General features: G+C 68.3%; 20 protein-coding genes and 1 tRNA gene. 12 read left to right on the top strand and 9 right to left on the bottom strand.

The features are described 5' to 3' along the window. Window positions 1-59 precede the first annotated feature (59 nt). The 3 genes from SCNU_RS10915 to topA all read left to right on the top strand — a co-directional run bounded on the left by SCNU_RS10915 (window position 60) and on the right by topA (window position 4,178). Window positions 60-263: a cold-shock protein gene (locus SCNU_RS10915; protein ID WP_009679429.1), complete on the top strand. Its 204-nt coding sequence runs from the start codon at window positions 60-62 to the stop codon at window positions 261-263. 131 nt (window positions 264-394) lie between these two features. Continuing rightward, window positions 395-970, top strand: a complete 576-nt coding sequence (locus SCNU_RS10910; RefSeq protein ID WP_009679428.1) for a hypothetical protein — start codon at window positions 395-397, stop codon at window positions 968-970. Window positions 971-1,139: 169 nt separating this feature from the next. Continuing rightward, entirely contained in the window at window positions 1,140-4,178 is a 3,039-nt protein-coding gene (gene topA, locus SCNU_RS10905; RefSeq protein WP_009679427.1) for a type I DNA topoisomerase, read from the top strand. Window positions 4,179-4,255: 77 nt separating this feature from the next. Here the strand turns inward: topA and SCNU_RS10900 are convergent, their stop codons facing one another. Further along, a complete protein-coding gene (locus SCNU_RS10900) occupies window positions 4,256-5,794 on the bottom strand; it encodes an adenylate/guanylate cyclase domain-containing protein (RefSeq protein WP_009679426.1) in 1,539 nt (512 codons plus the stop codon). Window positions 5,795-5,899: 105 nt separating this feature from the next. On the opposite strand from SCNU_RS10900, the gene SCNU_RS10895 reads away from it, so the two are divergent. Both SCNU_RS10895 and SCNU_RS10890 read left to right on the top strand, forming a co-directional pair. Next, window positions 5,900-7,171: a DNA polymerase III subunit delta' gene (locus tag SCNU_RS10895; RefSeq protein ID WP_040518216.1), complete on the top strand. Its 1,272-nt coding sequence runs from the start codon at window positions 5,900-5,902 to the stop codon at window positions 7,169-7,171. Between the two features lie 135 nt (window positions 7,172-7,306). Beyond that, window positions 7,307-7,552, top strand: a complete 246-nt coding sequence (locus tag SCNU_RS10890; protein ID WP_040518234.1) for a hypothetical protein — start codon at window positions 7,307-7,309, stop codon at window positions 7,550-7,552. Between the two features lie 3 nt (window positions 7,553-7,555). Here SCNU_RS10890 and SCNU_RS20610 read toward each other — a convergent pair whose 3' ends face one another. Further along, window positions 7,556-7,702, bottom strand: coding sequence for a hypothetical protein (locus SCNU_RS20610; protein ID WP_009679423.1), 147 nt, complete (start codon window positions 7,700-7,702; stop codon window positions 7,556-7,558). Window positions 7,703-7,762: 60 nt separating this feature from the next. Between SCNU_RS20610 and SCNU_RS10885 the strand changes: the two genes are divergently transcribed. After that, entirely contained in the window at window positions 7,763-8,230 is a 468-nt protein-coding gene (locus SCNU_RS10885) for a fluoride efflux transporter FluC (protein WP_009679422.1), read from the top strand. Further along, window positions 8,227-8,583, top strand: coding sequence for a fluoride efflux transporter FluC (locus SCNU_RS10880; protein ID WP_009679421.1), 357 nt, complete (start codon window positions 8,227-8,229; stop codon window positions 8,581-8,583). The genes SCNU_RS10885 and SCNU_RS10880 overlap by 4 nt, the downstream gene beginning before the upstream one ends. Window positions 8,584-8,607: 24 nt before the next feature. On the opposite strand, the gene SCNU_RS10875 is transcribed toward SCNU_RS10880, so the two are convergent. Further along, window positions 8,608-9,834 carry a PucR family transcriptional regulator gene (locus tag SCNU_RS10875; RefSeq protein WP_009679420.1) on the bottom strand — a complete coding sequence of 409 codons (1,227 nt, stop codon included), beginning with the start codon at window positions 9,832-9,834 and terminating at the stop codon, window positions 8,608-8,610. A gap of 134 nt (window positions 9,835-9,968) precedes the next feature. Between SCNU_RS10875 and SCNU_RS10870 the strand changes: the two genes are divergently transcribed. Then, window positions 9,969-11,111 carry a lipase family protein gene (locus tag SCNU_RS10870; protein ID WP_009679419.1) on the top strand — a complete coding sequence of 381 codons (1,143 nt, stop codon included), beginning with the start codon at window positions 9,969-9,971 and terminating at the stop codon, window positions 11,109-11,111. Window positions 11,112-11,136: 25 nt separating this feature from the next. Continuing rightward, the gene (locus SCNU_RS10865) at window positions 11,137-12,147 is read left to right on the top strand and encodes an esterase/lipase family protein (RefSeq protein WP_009679418.1); all 1,011 of its coding nucleotides are present in this window, start codon (window positions 11,137-11,139) and stop codon (window positions 12,145-12,147) included. Window positions 12,148-12,164: 17 nt separating this feature from the next. Here SCNU_RS10865 and SCNU_RS10860 read toward each other — a convergent pair whose 3' ends face one another. The 5 genes from SCNU_RS10860 to SCNU_RS10840 all read right to left on the bottom strand — a co-directional run bounded on the left by SCNU_RS10860 (window position 12,165) and on the right by SCNU_RS10840 (window position 16,145). Next, window positions 12,165-12,938: a dioxygenase family protein gene (locus SCNU_RS10860; RefSeq protein ID WP_009679417.1), complete on the bottom strand. Its 774-nt coding sequence runs from the start codon at window positions 12,936-12,938 to the stop codon at window positions 12,165-12,167. 110 nt (window positions 12,939-13,048) lie between these two features. Further along, window positions 13,049-13,654 carry a hypothetical protein gene (locus SCNU_RS10855; protein ID WP_009679416.1) on the bottom strand — a complete coding sequence of 202 codons (606 nt, stop codon included), beginning with the start codon at window positions 13,652-13,654 and terminating at the stop codon, window positions 13,049-13,051. Window positions 13,655-13,859: 205 nt separating this feature from the next. Beyond that, window positions 13,860-13,935, bottom strand: a tRNA-Thr gene (locus SCNU_RS10850). 63 nt (window positions 13,936-13,998) lie between these two features. Further along, a complete protein-coding gene (locus SCNU_RS10845) occupies window positions 13,999-14,859 on the bottom strand; it encodes an arylamine N-acetyltransferase family protein (RefSeq protein ID WP_009679415.1) in 861 nt (286 codons plus the stop codon). 128 nt (window positions 14,860-14,987) lie between these two features. Then, window positions 14,988-16,145, bottom strand: coding sequence for an NAD(P)-dependent malic enzyme (locus tag SCNU_RS10840; protein ID WP_050792812.1), 1,158 nt, complete (start codon window positions 16,143-16,145; stop codon window positions 14,988-14,990). 393 nt (window positions 16,146-16,538) lie between these two features. Here SCNU_RS10840 and SCNU_RS10835 point away from each other — a divergent pair, with 393 nt between their 5' ends. From SCNU_RS10835 to SCNU_RS10825, 3 genes are all read left to right on the top strand, one after another. Next, window positions 16,539-17,177 carry a GntR family transcriptional regulator gene (locus SCNU_RS10835; protein ID WP_009679413.1) on the top strand — a complete coding sequence of 213 codons (639 nt, stop codon included), beginning with the start codon at window positions 16,539-16,541 and terminating at the stop codon, window positions 17,175-17,177. Continuing rightward, window positions 17,174-18,433 carry an MFS transporter gene (locus SCNU_RS10830; protein WP_009679412.1) on the top strand — a complete coding sequence of 420 codons (1,260 nt, stop codon included), beginning with the start codon at window positions 17,174-17,176 and terminating at the stop codon, window positions 18,431-18,433. The genes SCNU_RS10835 and SCNU_RS10830 overlap by 4 nt, the downstream gene beginning before the upstream one ends. A gap of 75 nt (window positions 18,434-18,508) precedes the next feature. After that, entirely contained in the window at window positions 18,509-19,342 is an 834-nt protein-coding gene (locus tag SCNU_RS10825; protein ID WP_009679411.1) for a hypothetical protein, read from the top strand. A gap of 314 nt (window positions 19,343-19,656) precedes the next feature. Here SCNU_RS10825 and galE read toward each other — a convergent pair whose 3' ends face one another. After that, window positions 19,657-20,676, bottom strand: a complete 1,020-nt coding sequence (gene galE, locus SCNU_RS10820; protein ID WP_009679410.1) for a UDP-glucose 4-epimerase GalE — start codon at window positions 20,674-20,676, stop codon at window positions 19,657-19,659. Window positions 20,677-20,685: the final 9 nt, after the last annotated feature.

The raw sequence follows: 20,685 nt of genomic DNA, 5'->3' as shown, positions 1-20,685 counted from the left end.
GCCACCGTCGCGGCTCCGCTGCGTCGGGTGATGCAATGCAATGTAAAGGAATGCAGTAAATGGCACAGGGAACTGTGAAGTGGTTCAACGCGGAGAAGGGCTTCGGCTTCATCGCGCCTGACGACGGCGATGCCGATGTTTTCGTGCACTACTCCGAGATCCAGGGCAACGGCTTCCGTACCCTGGAAGAGGACCAGCGCGTGGAGTTCGAGGTCGGTCAGGGCACCAAGGGCCCGCAGGCCACCGGCGTTCACGCCCTTTAGTCTCCACTGAGTCCGTCAGGACTCGACCAAGACTTCCACCGGACTCCCGGACCGCGTCAGCGGCCGGGAGTCCGGTCTTTGTCGTGTCGGCCGGAGACCGAACTGTCACATGCGGGTCGTACGATGGTCATGTGAGTCAGATGTCGCTGTTCTCTGCGGAGATCGAGGATCCGGCCATCGCGGACCTCGCCGGATTACTTGCGGCACAGGGTCAGTCGGTGCATACCAGCTGGGGTGCGCGCGTGTCCGTCGTGGTCGCCGATGAGTGGCGCGCGGAGGAGATCTGCGCGGAGATCCGGGGTGCGGGTCTGGAAGCGGAGATCCTCACGTCCGAGGAGGGCCGCCCACTGGCGCGCACCGAGGCCAACCCGCGGATCACGGCGTTGCATCGAGCGTGGTCGGCAGGTGCGGTGAAGGCCGTGCCCGAGGGGTGGACGCCCACTCCGCACGCGCTACGGCTGTGGACGCTCGCGTCGGGGCGACCGGACGGCGCGCACTATCTGCTGGGCCTGGACCCGCACGCGCCGGACACGCATGCGCCGTTGTCGACATCGTTGATGCGGATCGGAATCGCGCCGACGCTCGTCGGCGTCAAAGGCGGCGCCCATGCGCTGCGGGTCTCCAGCCGGAAGCGGATCACGCGACTCGCCGAGACCGTCGGAATCGCACCCGAGGGCGCTCCCGACGGCGTCTGGCCGGCGTCGTGACAGTGCGCGACCTGGCCGGATCCGACGCGGTAGGAACCGTTCGGGCGACACTCGTTGTCGCAGCTGGGGACTAACGTCCCTACCGTCACTATCTGAGGTGACGTGCAGAAGACGCGTTATATAAGGTACAACGGCATCGAGCAGCAATTCTCTGAACTGAAGGGCACCCGTGGCCGCCACCGACAACGCATCCTCAGCCGTCCGGCGTCTCGTCATCGTGGAGTCGCCGACCAAAGCTCGCAAGATCGCGGGATATCTCGGCGGGAACTACGTCGTCGAGTCGTCCCGGGGACACATCCGCGACCTCCCGCGCGGGGCCGCCGACGTGCCCGCCAAGTACAAGGGGCAGCCGTGGGCTCGTCTGGGTGTGAACGTCGACGACAACTTCGAGCCGCTCTACGTCGTGTCGGCCGACAAGAAGTCGACCGTCTCCGAGTTGAAGTCGTTGATGAAGGACGTCGACGAGCTCTACCTCGCGACGGACGGTGACCGCGAGGGAGAGGCGATCGCCTGGCACCTCCTCGAGACGTTGAAGCCGAAGATCCCGGTCAAGCGCATGGTGTTCCACGAGATCACCGAGTCGGCCATCCGTGCCGCCGCCGAGAACCCGCGCGAGCTCGACATGCCCATGGTCGACGCCCAGGAGACCCGCCGCATCCTGGACCGGCTGTATGGCTACGAAGTGTCGCCGGTCCTGTGGAAGAAGGTCATGCCGAAGCTGTCGGCAGGCCGTGTCCAGTCGGTGGCCACGCGCATCATCGTCGAGCGTGAGCGTGAGCGCATGGCGTTCGTCTCGGCCGACTACTGGGACATCGCCGCGACGATGGACGCCGGTGAGTCGGCGTCTCCACGGACCTTCGCCTCGCGTCTGGTCAACATCGGCGACGATCGCGTCGCCACCGGCCGTGATTTCGGTGCCGACGGCAAGCTGAAGAAGGCTGCGGGTGTCACCGTCCTCGATCAGGCGCGGGCCACCGCACTGTCGGCCGCGCTCGAGGGCGCCTCGCTGTCGGTCACGTCGGTGGAGGAGAAGCCCTACACCCGCCGCCCGTACGCGCCGTTCATGACCTCGACGCTCCAGCAGGAGGCCGGCCGCAAGCTCCGCTTCTCGTCCGACCGCACCATGCGCATCGCGCAGCGGCTGTACGAGAACGGCTACATCACGTACATGCGTACCGACTCGACCACGCTTTCCGAGTCGGCGATCAATGCCGCCCGCAGCCAGGCACGACAGCTCTACGGCGACGACTACGTCCACCCGACGCCGCGTCAGTACACCCGCAAGGTGAAGAACGCGCAGGAGGCGCACGAGGCGATCCGCCCCGCAGGCGACTCCTTCCGGACCCCCGGCCAGGTCGCATCCGCGCTCGACACCGACGAGTTCCGGCTCTACGAACTGATCTGGCAGCGCACCGTCGCCTCCCAGATGTCCGACGCTCGCGGCACCACGATGAGCCTGAAGATCGGCGGCCGCGCGTCGACCGGTGAACAGGTGACCTTCGCCTCGTCCGGCCGGACCATCACGTTCCCCGGCTTCCTGTCGGCGTACGTGGAGACGGTCGACGCGCTCGCCGGCGGCCAGGCCGACGACGCCGAGAACCGACTGCCGAATCTGCGTGAAGGCCAGGCCCTCACGGCCGCGTCGCTCACCGCCGACGGACATTCGACCAATCCGCCCGCCCGCTACACCGAAGCGTCGCTGGTCAAGGTGCTCGAAGAGCTGGGCATCGGTCGCCCGTCGACCTACGCCTCGATCATCGGCACCATCCAGGACCGCGGCTACGTGGTGAAGAAGGGCAGCGCGCTGGTCCCGTCGTGGATCGCGTTCGCGGTGGTGGGACTGCTGGAGGGCTACTTCAACAGTCTCGTCGACTACGACTTCACGGCGTCCCTGGAAGACGATCTGGACCAGATCGCGTCGGGCAACGCCGACCGCACCCGCTGGCTCAGCGAGTTCTACTTCGGCGCCGACGCGGACGCTCCCGATGTCGACGACGATGACGACGCGGCCGGGGCGATGGCCCGGGTCGGCGGTCTGAAGAAGATGGTCGGCGTGAACCTGGAGGGCATCGACGCCCGAGAGGTCAACTCGATCAAGCTCTTCGACGATTCGCAGGATAGGCCGGTGTTCGTCCGCGTCGGACGGTATGGCCCGTATCTGGAGCGCAACGTCGCAGGTCCGGACGCCGAGCCAGATCTGCAGCGAGCCAACCTCCCGTCGGACATGACGCCGGACGAACTGACCCTGGAGGTCGCGGAGAAGCTCTTCGAGACCCCGCAGGAGGGTCGCGTGCTGGGCGTCGACCCGGCGACCGGCCACCAGATCGTGGCGAAGGAGGGCCGCTTCGGCCCGTACGTCACCGAGATCCTTCCGTCCGAGGACGACGAGGCCGACAAGGACGGCGGCGAGGATCCGGGAACGTCGGCGCCGGTGCCGACCATCCCGGCCGGTCCCACGCCGCGCGGCGGCGGCGAGGAGGTCGTCGCGCTCGACGACGTCCCGAGCGGCGGCTCGGGGTCGGTCGCGACCGCGACGTCGACCACCACCGCGAAGAAGACCGCCAAGAAGACGGCCAAGAAGGCCGCGAAGAAGGCCGGTCCCAAGCCTCGCACCGGGTCGCTGTTCAAGGGCATGGAGATCTCGACCGTCACGCTCGACGATGCGCTGAAGCTGCTGTCGTTGCCGCGGGTCGTCGGCGTCGATCCGGAGAGCAAAGAGGAGATCACCGCGCAGAACGGGCGCTACGGTCCGTACCTCAAGAAGGGCAGTGACTCGCGGTCGCTGACCAGCGAGGAACAGCTGTTCACGGTCACCCTCGACGAGGCGCTGAAGATCTACGCCGAGCCCAAGCGCCGAGGCCGGGCGGCTGCTGCGCCCCCGCTCCGGGAACTCGGCAACGACTCGGTCAGCGAGAAGCCGATGGTCATCAAGGACGGCCGCTTCGGCCCGTACGTGACCGACGGTGAGACCAACGCCAGCCTGCGCAAGGGGGACGAGGTCGCCACCATCACGCCCGAGCGCGCGATGGAACTGCTCGCCGACCGTCGTGCCCGCGGCCCGGCCAAGAAGGCCGCGAAGAAGACGGCCAAGAAGACCGCCGCGAAGAAGACGACGGCCAAGAAGACGACGGCGAAGAAGACCGCAGCGAAGAAGACGACCGCGAAGAAGACGACGCCGAAGAAGACGACGCCGAAGTCGGACGACTGAGTCCCCTCTGCTCCGAGCGTGGTGACCGCTATACGGTCACCACGCTCGCCAGGAGCGGTCCGCGTGCGCGCGTGCGGTCAGTCCAGGGTCGTGGTCGGCTCGGCGACGTCGATGTCGGGACGAGCCAGCAGGGTCTCGATTCCACGGCCGCGGAGCTCGACGCCTTCGCCGATCCGCCAGTGCTCGGCCTCGTCGTCGCCGGCGAGGAACACCGCCCGCGCCGAACCGAGGACGCGGGTCGGTTCGTCCTTGGCCAGCTCGGTCAGTCGGGCGGCCTCGTTGACCGGGTCGCCGATGACCGTGTACTCGAGCCGCTGTTCGGAACCGATGTGGCCGGCGACGGCCTTGCCCGCGGACACCCCGATGCCCATGTCGACGTCGCCGAGCCGTCGCGCCAACTCGACCCGGAGGTCGCGGGCGGCCGCCAGCGCGGACCCGGAGAAATCGGCCTGATCGAGCGGTGCGCCGAAGATCGCGAGCGCCGCGTCGCCCTGGAACTTGTTGACGAAACCGCCGTGCCTGCCGACCACGTCGACGACCACCTGGAAGAAGTCGTTGAGCAGCTCGACCACTTCGCGCGGCGGCCGGTTCACGGCGAGTCGCGTCGAACCGACGATGTCGACGAACAGGACGCCGACGTAGCGTTCCTCGCCGCCGAGCTCGGTCCCGGTCTCGATCGCCCGGCGGGCCACGTCCTCGCCGACGTAGCGGCCGAACAGATTGCGCAGCTCCTGCCGCTCGCGGAGGTCGGCGACCATCTCGTTGAAGCCGGCCTGGAGCAGGCCGAGATCGTTGCCGTCGTAGATCTTCACGGCGACGTTGAGATTGCCCGCGCGGACCTGGTTCAGGGCGACGCGCATCTGCTTCACCGGATCGGTGATCGAACGGACGAGCCGGGTGATCGCCAGCAGTCCGAACACCACGGCGGCCGCGGCCATCCAGAGGATCGGTCGCTCCAGCCCCTCGGCGTCGGTGTCGATCACCCCGAAGCGCTGCAGCAGGACGAGCGCGGCGATGACCGACATCGGTACGGCGACCGAGACGATCCAGAACACCGTGATTCGGGTGGCGATACCTGGGGCGTTGGAGTTGTCCGGGTCGTTGGCCATGGCGGCGACGGTGATCGGCCGCAGCACCTTCTCGGCCTGCATGAAGCTCAGCACCGCGGTCACCATCGCACCGATGAGGCTGGCGATGATGACGACGACGAAGTCCTTGATCGACGTCCGCAGGTTGATGACCGCCAGGATCACGCCGCCGACACCCCACAGGCCGAGGTTCACCAAGGTGAGCAGGGTGGGCAGATTGAGCGCGCGCTTGCGGGCCGCCTCGTCGTCGAGTCTGGTCCGGCGGCGATGCCAGATCAGGACCGGCATGCTCAGCTGGATCGACAGGTAGGCGCCGACGACGATCGCGATCACCAGGTAGAGACCGAAGGCGGCCTGGTTCTGCGCGTTGAACTCGCTGATGGAGATCGAGTCGACCCGCGGCATCCCGAAACGGAGGAATGCGAACGTGAACAGGGCGCCGATCAGGTTGGCGCGGAGCATGTCGAGCGCCAGGACGGGCCATGGCGTATGTGCCAGCCAGCGCAAGGTGTGCGCTGCCCGGGACATCCCAGACCGTCGTTTTACCATGTCATCCAAGGTAGCGGGATGCTTGCAATTGTTAAACACCCCGGAGAGTTCGTGTTGTCTGAGCAGGGCTTTAGGCTGGCTGATGTGACAAATGTCTTTGACCGGATGATCGGCCAGCACGGACTCGTCGACGAGCTCCTCACCGCGGCGACCTCCGCACGTTCGGCGGCCGCCAGGTTGGACGAGGCGGACGACGGTGCGGTGTCGATGTTCGCCGACGAGCCCGCGGCTGAGGTCGAGACAGTGGTGCGGGAGTCGATGACCCACGCGTGGCTGTTCACCGGGCCGCCGGGAAGCGGCCGGTCGGTGGCCGCGACGTGCTTTGCGGCCGCGCTGCAGTGTCACGCGCCGGACGAGGTCGGGTGTGGCGAATGCCGGGCCTGCACCACCGTGCTGGCAGGCACGCACGGCGACGTCCGGCACATCGTTCCCGAGGGACTGACCATCTCCGTCGCACAGATCCGTGGCATCGTGCAGCTCGCCGCGCGCCGGCCGACCACCGGCCGGTGGCAGATCGTCGTCGTCGAGGACGCGGACCGTCTCACCGAGCAGGGTGCGAACGCCTTGCTCAAGGCCGTGGAGGAGCCGCCGGATCGCACGATCTTCCTGCTCTGCGCCCCGTCGGTCGCACCCGAGGACATCGCGATCACCCTGCGCTCGCGATGTCGGCACGTCGGTCTCACCGCACCCGCCGCCGCAGGCATCGCGCGGGTGCTGATCGATCGCGACGGGATCGAGGCCGACCGCGCGGAATGGGCGGCGTCCGTCGCCGGCGGGCACGTAGGCCGGGCCAAGCGGCTCGCCACCGACGCCTCGGCGCGACAGCAGCGGGACCAGGCGCTCGGCCTCGCCCGCGCGGCGACTCGCGATTCGACGGCGTTCGCGGCCGCCGAGACCCTCGTGAAGACAGCGACCGACGCGGCGAACCAGATCAGCGCCGAGCGCGACGCCGCCGAGACCGAGGAGCTGATGACCGCGCTCGGCGCGGGAGGCACGGGCAAGGGCACCGCGCGACCGCCGCGCGGCACGGCCGGCGCGGTCAAGGAACTGGAGAAGCGGCAGAAGTCACGGCGGACGCGGACGATGCGCGACGTGCTCGACCGCGCGCTCGTCGACCTCGCCGCGTTGTTCCGCGACGGGCTGTCTCTTGCGATGGGCGCGCAGGTCACCCTGATGCACCCGGACAAGGCCCAGGATCTCACCGGTCCGATGTCCCGGCATGCGTCGCCGGAACAGTTGTTGCGGTGCATCGAAGCCGTCCTCGATTGCCGGGAGGCCCTTGAGACCAACGTGAAGCCGAAGTTCGCCGTCGATGCGATGGTGGTTCAGATCGGCAGGCAGCTGTCGCACCGCTGAGGGGTGAATCGGGGCTGCCGCGAGTCGATTCTCTCCGGACCGGAGAAAATCTCCATCGCTTCTGAACTGCGGTTTCAGTGGGTTTCGCGCGTCGTCGAGTTGGTGACCCTCGCGCGTGCGCGTGAAATGGTCTCCATGCTCACAGCGAAGAACTCGGAGGCTCGGATCGGCCGGTCCGGGGCGGTCGTGTCCAGACTGATGCTGGCAACGATCCTCTACTACGCGGTCTCGGTGCTGTACCACGGCACAGTCGGATACACCGGCGGCGACGTCTTCGTCCAGCCACTGGTGGGGACCGCGATCTTCGCGGGCATCATGTGCGTCCCGGTCGCGGCCGGGTGGTACGTGAGCCGGCGGTTGGGGGCCGCGGGCGACGCGTAGCGATCAGTCGGTCGCTTCGGCGGCTTCCGGATCGTCGGGCTCGGCGAACGGATCGTCGCCTCCGGCGCCCTCCAGCACCGTCAACTCGTTGTCGATCGCTGCGGAGACCGCTTCGGCCTTCTCTTTGATCTTGTCGATGAACTCAGACATGGGGTCTCCTCGGACGGTGCGGAACCTGCCTCAACTATAAGTCGGGCGCAGATGAGGGAAGTGAGCGAGTCGTACTCTTTCGATATCGAAGGCGAAGGAGTCCGGGTGGTGGAGAAGGAGATCCTGGCGGCGATCGGTTGGGTGTTCGTCGGCGGAGTGGCGGGTACCGCGGTGCGGTGGCTCGCCGAAGAGATGTGGCCCGCGAACGACGGCCAGTGGCCGTGGGGGACGTTCGCGGTGAACCTCGTCGGGGCCTTCGTCCTCGGCGCGCTGTTAGAGGGGTTGGCGCGGCTTGGACGCGACGTCGGATGGCGGCGTCGAGTGAGATTGGCAGTGGGTTCGGGTTTCTGTGGAGCTCTGACCACCTACAGCGCGTTTGCGCTGGAGATCGATCTGCTGGGTCGTGGCGAGCACTATGGCCTGGCGATCGCCTACGCGGTCGTCAGCGTGGCAGCCGGTGTGCTGCTCGCACTGTCGGGGATGCGAGCAGCGCGCCGGCTGCTCCCGTTGCGGAGCGGGCGCGCATGATCTTCGGTGTGACCGTGCTCGCCGGAGCACTGGGCGCCGTCGCCCGTTACCTCGTCGACTACTACAGCCGTCGCCGATGGCCGTCGGCATTCCCCGGGCCCACGTTCGCGATCAACCTCGGCGGGTCGCTGCTCATCGGCTTCATCGCCGGCCTGGTGATGTTCGCCGGGGTCGGGCACGGCTGGCAGGTGGTCATCGGCACCGGGTTCTGCGGTGGGTTCACCACCTTCTCGACAGCGGCGGTTGAGACCGTCCGAGCCGAAGGACGACGCGCCGTCGTCTACGGCGTCGGGACACTGGTCGGCTCGGTGGTCGCGTGCGGCATCGGGATCTGGCTCGGCGGGCTGGTGTAGTTCGAAACACGGCCCAGCCGGCGATCATGCGCGGATCGGGCGATGCTGCAGCCGCGTCACGGTGAGGGCGGCGGCGAGGATCCGCGAGTCGTGCGGATCGGCGGGGTCGAGGCCCGTCAGCTCGCCGACCCGTCGAAGCCGGTAGGTGAGGGTGTTCGGATGGACGAACACCTCGCGTGCCGCCTCCTTCCGATTGGCACCGTGCTTCAGGTGCGCCTGCAAGGCGTCGAGCAGGTGCGGTTGCTCGAACAGCGGACTCACTCTCGCCGCGAGGCGATCGCGCGCCGGGCTGGGCCGGGTGATCTGGTATTCGAGCAGCAGATCGTCGAGCCCGTACGCTCCGGCCGGACGGCCAAGGGCAGCGGCGAGCTCGGCCAGTTCGCCACCGTCGGCGACGGCCGCGGGAAGATCCTCCGGCGCGACGTCCGGAGTCACGATGACATGCACATCGGCGCCGAACTGCTCGGTGAGGCGGTCGGCGAGCATCTGCCACCGCTCCTGGCGGTGAGCGGTGGCAGATGCGTATCCGGCGATCAGCGCGGTGCCATGCACACCGTCGAACAGTGACGGGGTGGTCTCGGTCGTCAGCTCGTCGAGGGCGCGCTGGAGCAGTCGCATCCGGCGCCGGGTGATCAGATGCGCCGCACTCACCGGGCTGTCGTCGACGTCGAGCCGGATGCTCAACACCGAATAGGAGTCGGCGACCGCGGTGTCCGCGCGTGCGGCGAGGCCGGCGGCGGGACGCCCGGCCACCAGGGCTGCGCACAGCTCGCGCCGGGCCTCTCGCTCCGCGTGATAGATGGACTGCTCCACCTCGGTGTAGGTGGACACCACCGTGATGTTGATGTTGCTCAGGAGCGTCAGGAGACGCTGCCCGAAGGTCACGAGTTCGGCGAGGTCGGCCGGGCCGGCGAGCGCCGCGGCCTCCGCCAGCAGGATCTGTGCGGAGTCGGCGATGCCGGTCAGCAAGGTGCGCAGCGGCAGCCGGTCCTCGGCGTGACGCTCGGCCACCGGGGCTGCGAAGGCGTGCACCTCGTCGTACGACAGCGCGCGGTCGTAGGCGAGCGCCTCGAACGCCGCGTTCCCGCAGAGGATGATCGCGGGGAGGACCTCGTCGTTGAAATGGTCCTCCGGCAGACCGCTCGGCACGGTGGCCGCGATTCCGCCGCGGAGCATCTCGGCGGCGATCCGCGGCCACTGCGCCCGCAGGCGCGGCAGGAACCCGGATTCGTCCGGAATCTGTTGGGGCATGCAGACATTCTGATGGATCCCCGATGCGGTCCGGCCGGTGCCACCGGGGTTTGTCTCCGGTGACGAAATCCGGCCCGGAATCTCTCTCCAGAGCGCAGTGACCGGTGCCGTCGGCGTTCCTACGGTGAGAGATCGTGACTGCATCCATCCGACCACCAGAGCTGGACCACTTCTATCGATTCCCGGACGACCCGGACGACCCGGTCGGCGTCGCGCCGGGCTCGGTCCTTCGTCGACGGTCGGTGAACATCGGGTCGTTCGGCGGACCGGCCCTGCCGATCCGCGCCGATCAACTCCTCTACCGGACCTCGGATCGTCACGGCGTCGCCGAGTGCGCGGTCACCACGGTGCTCCGTCCGAGTGCGCCCGCGGTGGGCGTGCTGTCGTTCCAGTGCGCCGTTGACGCGGTGACGCCGCGGGCCCTGCCGTCGTACGGGCTGCGGTCTGGATCGCGGGCCGCCGGGAGTCTGGCGCATCTGGAGTTGCCGCAGATCGTCGCGGCGCTGAGACGCGGCTGGACGGTGTCGGTGCCCGACCACTGCGGTCGTCGCGGTCGGCTCGGTGCGCCGCGGGAGCCCGGCCATCGTGCGCTGGACGCGGTGCGGGCGGTCTACGCGGACGACGCCGCGGGCAGTCTGCCGCCGCACGTCGGACTGTGGGGGTACTCGGGCGGCGGTCTGGCAACGCTCTGGGCTGCCGAGACCGCGCGGATCCACGCGCCGGAGCTCACCGTGGTCGGGGCGGTCGCGGGCGCTCCGGTCGGAGATCTGGCGGCGACCTTCAAGCGACTGAACGGCGGCCGGTTCGCCGGCTTCGTCATGGTCTTCCTCGCCGGGCTGTTGCGCGCGTACCCGGAACTCGATGCGGTCGTCGACGACCACGCCCGCCCGGAACTGCGCACCTCACTGAGCGTGGCCGCCACGCTCACCCCGCTCGCGGCGCTCATGCGGTTCGCCCTCTTCGACGTGGGCGATCACCTGGAATACGGGTTGGACGGCCTGCTGCGCGATCCGCGGCTGGCCGCGGTCCTCGCCGAGATCCGGCCCGGCGAGTCGGCGCCCGCGGTGCCGCTGCTGGTGCAGCAGGGCGAGCGGGACGAGGTGATCGCGGTATCGGACGTCGCGGCGCTGGTGGGCCGGTACCGCGCACTCGGCGTCGAGGTGGAGTACCAGCGGTCACCGTTCGGGTGGCACCTCCCGCTGTCGTTCTGGACCGCCCGCGCGGCACTCGACTGGCTCGGACACGCCGCCGCTGCCGCGACGGCATCCGCGGCCTGACCATCCTTCGATGAGAGAAGAGAGAATGAAGATTCGCAAGACTGCCCTGCTGTGTGCGGCGATCGCCCTCACCGCGCTGCTCCCGGCCGCTCCCGTGTCCGCCGAACCGCGAGCGCTGCCGTCGATACCCGGAACCGTCGGCACCGGTCCAGCTCAGCAGGGGTTCTGGGCCGGCTACGCGTACGCCCAACTGCACCCAGACCAGGCGCCCCCGGGGGCCGACGACTTCGGCTGCCGGCCGAAGCCGGGACAGAATCCGGTGGTGCTGGTCCACGGGACCTACGAGAACGGGTATGACAACTGGGCCGGCCTGTCACCGGTGCTCGCGAAGGCCGGGTACTGCGTCTTCGCTCCCAGCTACGGCCGCACCGACGTCTTCGACCAGGGTGGCGTCGCCACCCTGCTGCCCGCGGCGAACGGCGTGGCCGGAATCGCCCGATCGGCCGCCCAACTCGGCCACTACATCGATCGTGTCCGCACGGCGACGGGCGCCGCGAAGGTCGACGTCGTCGCGCACTCCCAGGGCGGGCTGGTGGTCCGGCAGTGGATGAAGCACGACGGCGGTGCCGACGCGGCGGATCCGGCCAAGACGAAGATCGGCCGGTTCGTGATGCTCGCGACGCCGAATCACGGGACCACGCTCGACGGAATGGCGTGGATCGGCAGACAGATCAGCGATGCCGGACTCGACGTGATGGGGTTCTACGCCTGGCTGACCGGCACCGGCGCGATCGAACAGTCGGTCGGATCGTCGTTCATCGAGAAGCTCAACGCCGGGCGAACGACGTTCCCGGGCGTCGACTACACGATCGTCGCGAGTCGATACGACGAGGTGGTGACCCCGTACGACAGCGCCTTCCTGCGCGCTCCGGGGGTCCGGAACGTCACCTTGCAGAACGGCTGTGAGCAGGACACGTCGGACCACCTGTCGATGGTGTACTCGCCACGAGCGATGTCGATCGTGCTGAATGCGCTGCGGGGAGATCGGACGTCGAGGGCGGCCTGTGCCGCGAACCCCTGGCTGTTCAGCTTCTGACGGCGTCGGTCCCGGGGTCAGCTCACCACGATGCTGCGCTTGGCCAGGCCCATCCAGAATCCGTCGATCGGCTCGTCGGGAACGGCGTCGATCGTGGTCGAAGCGCCGAGCGTCACGAACAGCGGCGCGAAGTGCTCGGTGCGCGGATGCGCGTACGGCATTCCCGGCGCGCGATGGGCGAAGTCGAGCAACCCGTCGACGTCGCCCGCGGCGAACCGCTCGTGCGCCCATTGATCGAAGTCGACGGACCACGACGGCGGAGTCGCAGTCGGTGACGGATCGTCGAGGTAGGGCAGGCCGTGCGTGGTGAAGCCCGACCCGATGATCAGCACCCCCTCGTCGCGTAGCTCGGTGAGTCGCTGCCCGAGCTTCAGGAGCCGCTGGGGGTCGAGCGTCGGCATCGACACCTGCAGCACCGGGACGTCGGCATCCGGATACATCACGGTGAGTGGGACGTAGGCACCGTGGTCCAGGCGGCGCTCGGCGTCGTGGTGCACCTCCTCGCCCACGGGCATCAGCCGGGCGATGCGGTCGGCCAGGTCCGGTGCACCCGGCGAGTCGTAGGTGGTTTCGTAGAAGCGGTCGGGGAATCCCCAGAAGTCGTAGGTCAGCGGCACCCGGGAGTCGGTCGCGCCGATGGTCAGCGGCGCCGCCTCCCAGTGCGCGGAGACGATCAGGATCTGCTTCGGCCGCGGGAGTTCGCCTGCCAGCCGCTCGAGTTCGGCGACCCAGCGTTCGTCGTCCACCAGGGGTGGGGCGCCATGGCTGAGGAACAACGCGGGCATCGTCATGACTCCACATTCTCGTCCGTGCCGGCGGCGTCTGCGGCGCGAACCCGGAGATCAGCAGTGTTCCCCGTGACCCGCAGCGGGTCACGGGGAACACTGCTGAGTGGGGAGGGTCAGGAACCGTTGCCGAGGAGGGAGAAGATGGCCAGAATGTCGGCGATACCCGCGCCGGACTGCATGGCCAGGCTGCCGAAGTCGATCACCGGGCTGATGCTGCCGACGCCGTCGGGCACGATCACGGGCCGCATCGTCACGCCGATGTTGCTCGGGTCGAGAGCGGTGTTCAAGCCGCCGCAGGTCCCGAAGTACAGGTAGACCCCGTCCGGGACCGTGACAGTCTTGGTGTTCGAGTTCGTTCCCGGGCTGAGCAGGCTGTTCGACGCGGCGGGACCGAGCGGGCTGTGCGACGCGGCGATGATGCGCAGCAGTTCCAGGTAGTTCTGGGCGTTGAACGCGACGAATGCCTGAAGCGCCTCGGTGCCGTTCATCAGGATGGAGGTGCAGGAGCTTCCGCCGAGGACGCCGGTCGGGACGTTCGGATCGGTGAGCGTCAGGCGCAGGTTCTTCCCGGCGAAGTCACCCTGTTCGGCTTTGAGCGTCGGGCCGTCGTAGCGGGTCGCAGCGGCGGCCTGACCGGGGGAGACGAGGGTGAGACCGGCCACCAGGCCCATCGTGGCGACTGCGACGATCAAGAACCGTCGGAAGGTGCGGAGCGTCATGTGGAGTGGTCCTGTCGATCGATGCCTCGGATGGACCGGACGCTATTGATGTGGGCCGGCGAGATCGTCGGAATGACGACTAATCGGACGTTCGGGTGACAGTTCGGTGTCTGGAGTGCTTTCCGGACGGTGAGTGCGGCGAGGATGCCGCTCAACGAGAGATGAGCCGCGACATCGCGATTAAACGATGTCGCGGCTCATCACATGGAGCCGCCTGGGGGAATTGAACCCCCGACCTATTCATTACGAGTGAATCGCTCTGCCGACTGAGCTAAGGCGGCGTGCTGTCTCGCGACAGCGCTCATGATCGTACCGAGTCGCGTGGCCCACAGGCAAAACGGGTGCTAGGAGCCGGTTTCGGTGGTGCGATCGGTCTCCGCCGCGATGACCGCGGCGCGGTCGTCGTTCTTCAGTTCGATGCCGAATACGTCGGCGAGCAGATCGGGGAGCTCGGCAGGCGAGAGCTGCCGGCTCTGGGCGGTGCCGTCCGGAGACTCGGTGGTCCAGGTGGTCCCGTCGAGGGTCTGGTGAACGTGTTCGTCGAAGTACTGGACGAAGGTCCGGGCGGTGAACGGGGATCGCGGGGACGTCGAGACGAAGTGGTTGCCGACCGCGTAGTCGATCGGGAACTGCGGGTGCAGGGTGAACGAGGCCCGGCCGACCCACTCCTCGCCGAGTTGCCACAGTGTCCAGTGCTCGCTGGCGAAGAGATCGCCGACCGGAGACGTGGACAGCCGGAACCGCCAGCCGCCCTGATTCACCTCGGCGCCGTCGATGAGCGGGAGGGGTTCCAGCGGGCCGCGCCCGAACCCGACGTCGCATAGGTACCGGGTGCCGTCGTCGAACTCGACGACGAGCAGCGCGTGGGTGGCCGGACGGGTCTCGGGGGCGCCGTCGCCGAGGATCACCCGGCCGGACAGTGCGGTGAATCGGAAGCCGAGTCGCTCGAGTGCGGCCGCGAGCAGGGTGACGTGTTCGAAGCAGTACCCGCCGCGGCGTCGTGTGACGAGCTTGCGCTGCACCGATTCGAGGTCGAGAAGGATCGGTCGGCCGGCGATGATCTCGAGGTTCTCGAACGGGATCGACGTGACATGCGCCCGATGGAGGTCGCGCAGGGTGTCGGGAGTGGGTTCGAGGGATCCGGCGAGACCGAGCTTCGACAGGTACCGGGCGAGGTCGAGGTCCTCGCTGTGCCAGAGGGTCATGCGTCCCAGTCTGCCGCCTGGCGCCGGGGTCGGCCATCCGTCGGGCGGCAGGTGTGAGCGCAGCGAGTCGAGTCCGCGTGGGGGCGGGGTTTCGACTCGCTGCGCTCGCTCGACCGCGGGTGAGAGGGCTAGCCGGTGACGCCCTCGGCGTGGGCGGCTTCGGCGACGGCCTTGGCGACGGCGGGAGCGACGCGGTCGTCCAATGGACTGGGGACGATCTTGTCGGCGGCGAGGTCGTCGCCGACCACCGAGAGGATGGCCTCGGCGGCGGCGATCTTCATGCTCTCGGTGATGCGCCGAGCGCCCGCGTCGAGGGCGCCGGCGAAAACGCCCGGGAACGCGAGGACGTTGTTGATCTGATTCGGGAAGTCGCTGCGTCCGGTCGCCACGATGGCGGCATGCTTGGCCGCGACGTCCGGGTGGATCTCGGGGTCCGGGTTCGACATCGCGAACACGATCGCATCGGCGGCCATCGAGGCGATGTACTTCTCGTCGACGGTGCCTGCGGAGACTCCCAGGAAGACGTCCGCGCCGTCGAGGGCCTCGGCGATGCCGCCGGTGAGACCACGCGGATTGCTCCAGGCGGCCAGCTCGTTCTTGTACTCGACCATGTCGGTGCGCCCGGCGTGGACGATGCCCTTGGAGTCGAGCACCACGATGTCGTCGATGCCCGCGGCCTTCAGGATCTTGGCGCACGCGACACCCGCGGCGCCGGCGCCCGACACGACGACCTTCAGTCCGGCGAGGTCGCGGCCGAGATGCCGGACCGCGCCCTTGAGTGCGGCCAGGACCACGATGGCGGTGCCGTGCTGGTCGTCGTGCATCACCGGGCAGTCGAGGGCCTCGATGACCCGGCGCTCGATCTCGAAGCAGCGCGGAGCGGAGATGTCCTCGAGATTCACCGCGCCGAAGCTCGGGCGCAGGCGGATCAGGGTTTCGACGATCTCGTCGGGGTCGGTGGTGTCGAGCACCAGCGGAATCGAGTTCAGGCCGGCGAAGGTGCGGAACAGTGCGGCCTTGCCCTCCATCACCGGAAGCGACGCGCGCGGGCCGATGTCGCCGAGTCCGAGAACGGCGGTCCCGTCGGAGACCACGGCGACCAGCCGCTCGGTCCACGTGTACTTGTCGACGAGCTCGGGCTGCTTGTGGATCGCGCGGGAGACCTGCGCGACGCCTGGTGTGTAGGCGATCGACAGATCGCGCTGGGTGTCGATGGGCGCGCGCAGTTCGACGGACAGTTTGCCGCCTTCGTGCGCCGCGAAGATCTCGTCGTCGGTGATGGGCATGTCGGTGATCTCCGGCTCCCTCGATGCAGCGATGCTCTCGTCTGCCTTGCTGGTCACTGTCTCTCCTCGATGCGGACGACGCTGTCCGCGATCAGATCTGCTCTGCGAAAACTGCCCGCGCCTAAGCGGACGAGGGCGGCTGCGAGCTGTGTGCAGCGTATTCGTCGGTGTGGCGTGGCGGTGCCGAACGGCCGCGTCGTCGTGGAGATCACATCGCGGCCAGGGGTGGTCCCGGTCTGGCGACAGTGGCGTCGGCGGCGTCGAGGAGGATGGTGTCGACGTGGCACGGATTTGATTCTGCCACCGGCTCGGATGAAGAGTCCAAACGCCGGTGACATCGGTCTCCGGGTGCGCTCCGGGCCGACTTCCACTGCTAGTGTGCAACTTGTGTCTATGACGTACTCATCGTCGGATCGGGTGTACGACGAGGTCAAGGAAATGATCCTGACCTGTGAACTCGATGGTGGCGAGATGATCAGTGAGGGAACGATCGCCAGCCGATTCGAGGTCAGTCGCACGCCGGTCCGCGAGGCCTTCCTCCGCCTGGCCGCGGAGGGCTGGATGCGCCTATACCCCAAACGGGGAGCACTCATCGTGCCGATCGGCGACAGTGAGGCTCGCGACGTCCTGGATGCGCGGGTATTGCTTGAGACTCATGCCCTGGGCTCGGTGGTGAGCGATGCGACCGCCACCGCGGGGCTGGTCGACCGGCTGGAGGAGAACCTCGCCCGTCATCGCTTGGTGAACCGTGCCGACGCGGCCGAGTTCGCGCGGTTGGACGCCGAGTTCCATCAGCTGATCGTGGCGGCCGGACGCAACGGTCTGCTGGCCGGCTTCTACGTCTCCCTGGGTGAACGGCATCGACGGATGACCGCCGATCGGTTGCGGCGCGACCCGGCGATCACCGAGCGGATCGTCGCCGATCACGCCGAACTCGCGCGGGTGGTCGGAACCGCCGACGCCGAGCGATTCGCGAGCCTGTTGAGCGCCCATCTCGACGGCGTCCACGGGATGAACGGAACCGGGCGATGAACGCCGCAGCGCGTGCGCGGGCCGCTGTCGCCGGATGGCCCGCGGTGTCGCTCGCGGTCTTCACCGCGGCCTGGGGCGGCAACGAGTTCACACCGCTGCTGGTCATGTATCGGACTGCGTCGCACATGTCGGCGGTGGTCGTCGACGCGCTGCTGTTCCTCTACGTGCTGGGGATCGTCCCGGCGTTGCTGATCGGCGGCCCGCTGTCGGACCGGCTCGGACGGCGCGCGCTGATGCTCCCGTCGCCCGTGATCGCCGCCGCGGGATCGATCCTGCTGGCGTCGGGCGAGCACTCCGTGCCGCTGCTGGCCGCGGGGCGCATCCTCAGCGGCGTCGCGCTGGGGCTGGCGATGGCAGTCGGCGGGACCTGGATCAAGGAACTGTCGGACCGGGCAGGCGATCCGCCGTCGACGGGTGCGCGTCGCGCGGCGCTCAGCCTCACCGCAGGGTTCGGGATCGGCGCCGGTCTGGCAGCGGTGCTGGCTCAGTGGGCCCCGCTGCCCGGCCAGCTGTCGTACCTGGTCAATGTCGCCCTCGCCCTCGCCTCGCTCGGCCTGATCCTCCGAGCTCCAGAGACCCGGCCCCGGACCTCCGACGGGCGACTCCCGGACGCGATGAGGATCCCGTCTGTGGCCAAGCCTCGCTTCTGGCTGCTCGTCGCTCCGGTCGCGCCGTGGGTGTTCGGTGCGTGCGCGATGTCGTACGCGGTCATCCCGGCGATGATGACCGAACGCACGCCGGGGACGGCGATCGCGTTCGCGGGGCTGTGCTGCGTCGCGGGACTGACCGCGGGCTTCTTCATCCAGACGATCGGCAAGCGCATCGATCGGCCGGGGTCGGTTCGCGCGCTGCTGGCGGCGCTGGGACTGGTCGCGGTCGGGATGGTGCTTGCGATCGCGGTCGCCCTTCACCCGTCGCTTCCGCTGGCCGTGTTCGCGGCGATCGTCTTGGGCTGCGGCTACGGTATGGCGCTCATCTCCTGTCTGATGGAGGTTCAACGCATCGCCGGCCCGGACGATCTCGCCGGCCTCACTGCGGTCTTCTACACCCTGACGTACCTCGGATTCGCCTCGCCCGCGGTGATGGCGTGGGTGATCGAGCGCTTCCCCTCGGTGGGCTATCCGCAGATGTTCGGCTTCGGAATCGCGATGACGGTTGTCGGCGCGGTGGTGGTCACGGTCGCCAATCGGACCCGGCTCGCCGGACCTGGAACCGTGTCGCCGCGCGAGCGGGAAGTGGATCTGCAGCGAGTCTAGGCAAGACGGCCTAGTTCTGTGCACTCACCGGGAGTCCGGTGAGTGCACACACGCGCGGGGTGGCATGATTCGCCAATGGTTCTGACCAAGGTCACCGACCTTCTGAACGCGGTCGTCGCGCGGCTTCCGGAGAGTGCCGGAAAGTACGTCGTGCTGATCTTCCGGATGATCCGGGCGATCGCGGTGAACAACATCAGCGATCGCGCGATGACGCTGGCGGCGCAGGCCTTCACCTCGATTCTGCCGGTGCTGCTTCTACTGACGACGCTCCCCGGTGCGGGCATCATCGACCGCACCATCGACATGTTCCGGCTCGACGGCCTCGGCCTCGGACAGCCGGACTCCCCGGAGACATACGCGTCGTTCGGCTTCGCCGGAGCGTTCATGACCATCGTCTCCGCGACGTCGATGGCCCGGGCGCTCGACCGGATGTACGTCGGCGTGTGGGGCGTGACGTCGACCGGGCTGCGTGGCTGGTGGCGATGGGTGGCGGTGGTCGTGGTGCTCGCACTGGCGACGATCGCGCAGGCGCTGGTGGTGCTCAGCTTCGACGACTCGGATCGCCATCTGGTGTTGGCGCTGGTGGGGACGTTCGTGGTCTGGACTCTCGCGTGGACCGCGGTACCGCGAATCCTGACGGTGAAGCAGCTCGGGAAGGTCGACCTGTACTGCCTCGGCGGCCTCGCCGGGACCGGGATCACCGTTTTCATGGTGGTCACCGAGATCGGCTACTCACAGGTCTTCAAGTCGGCACGGGACTCGTTCGGACCGCTGGGCGTGGTGTTCGCCTCGATCGGCTGGCTGTTCGTCTTCACCGCGATCGTGGTGGTCGCGACCGTCCTCGTCCAGGTGATTCGCCGACCGGAGGCGGAGACCCCCGACGTCGTCGAACAGGAGATGGAACTGTAGCGACCCGGTGGGGCACGGTCGTCTCCTGCGCCGGCCGACGCCTCGAAGCCGACGTCCGTCGGGCTCCGCGCTCGGCACACCCCATTCTTGTCAGAGGTGATCCATATCATAGTCAGCGCAAGGTCGGAGGTGGCCGCGAAGGTCGCCTCGGGTTGTTTGAGAACTTCATAGCGCGTCGCGGCACACGGCGACTCCGACTGCTTCCGGGACATGGGGTGCCAGAGGCGTTCGGTGGGTGCTGCGACGGCACGGGTGGTGGCGCCGTCGGACGACGGGCCGAGCGCCTTACGCGTCCGGGTACCCGTCGGGATGCCTTACGCGTCCGGGTACCCGTCGGGATTCTGTGACTGCCAGCGCCAGGTGTCGGCGCACATGTCGTCGATGCCGCGGGTGGCCCGCCAGCCGAGCTCCCGGTTGGCCTTCGACGGGTCCGCCCAGTACGCGGCGACGTCGCCGGGGCGGCGCGGGACCACCTCGTACGGGATGTCGCGCCCGCTGGCCCGCGCGAAGGCGGTGACCACCTGCAGCACCGAGACCGGTTCGCCGCTGCCGAGGTTCCAGACGGACAGGGCGTCGTCGACCTCGCCGATCTTCTCGAGAGCCGCGAGGTGACCGGCGGCGAGGTCCTCGACGTGGATGTAGTCGCGGACGCCGGTGCCGTCCGCGGTGTCGTAGTCGTCGCCGAAGACGGCCAGCTTCGCCCTGCGGCCGACCGCCACCTGGGAGACGAACGGCATCAGATTGTTCGGCAGACCGCTCGGATCCTCGCCGATCCGGCCGCTGGCGTGCGCTCCGACCGGGTTGAAGTAGCGCAGGAGGGCGATCCGCCAGGAGTCGTCGGCGACGGCCAGGTCGCGCAGTACCTGCTCGACCATCACCTTGGTCCAGCCGTACGGGCTGGTCGCGTAGGTCGGCATGTCCTCGGTGCGTTCGAGGACCGGATTCTCGCCGTAGACGGTGGCCGACGAGGAGAATACGAACCGCCGCACGCCGTGGGCGTCCATCGCCTTGAGCACTGAGAACGTGGTGTCGAGGTTGTTCTGGTAGTAGCTCAGCGGCTTGGCGACGGATTCGCCGACCGCCTTGAATCCGGCGAAGTGGATCACTGCGTCGATGTCTTCGGCGGCGAAGAGGGCGGCGGTCGCGGCCTCGTCGGTCAGATCGATGCGGTGCACCTTGATCGGCCGGCCGGCCAGTTCCTCGAGACGGTCGATCACGGACGGCTTCGCGTTGCTGAAGTCGTCGGCGATGAGGACGTCGTGTCCGGCGGCAAGCAGCTGGAGAACGGTGTGCGAGCCGATGTAGCCGGCGCCGCCGGTGACGAGTACGCGCATGAGGATCGA

The sequence above is a fragment of the Gordonia neofelifaecis NRRL B-59395 genome (assembly GCF_000192435.1).
Classification (GTDB): Bacteria; Actinomycetota; Actinomycetes; order Mycobacteriales; family Mycobacteriaceae; genus Gordonia; species Gordonia neofelifaecis.
Note: the sequence above shows the minus strand (reverse complement) of the source record. Positions and strands in the feature narration are given on the sequence as shown.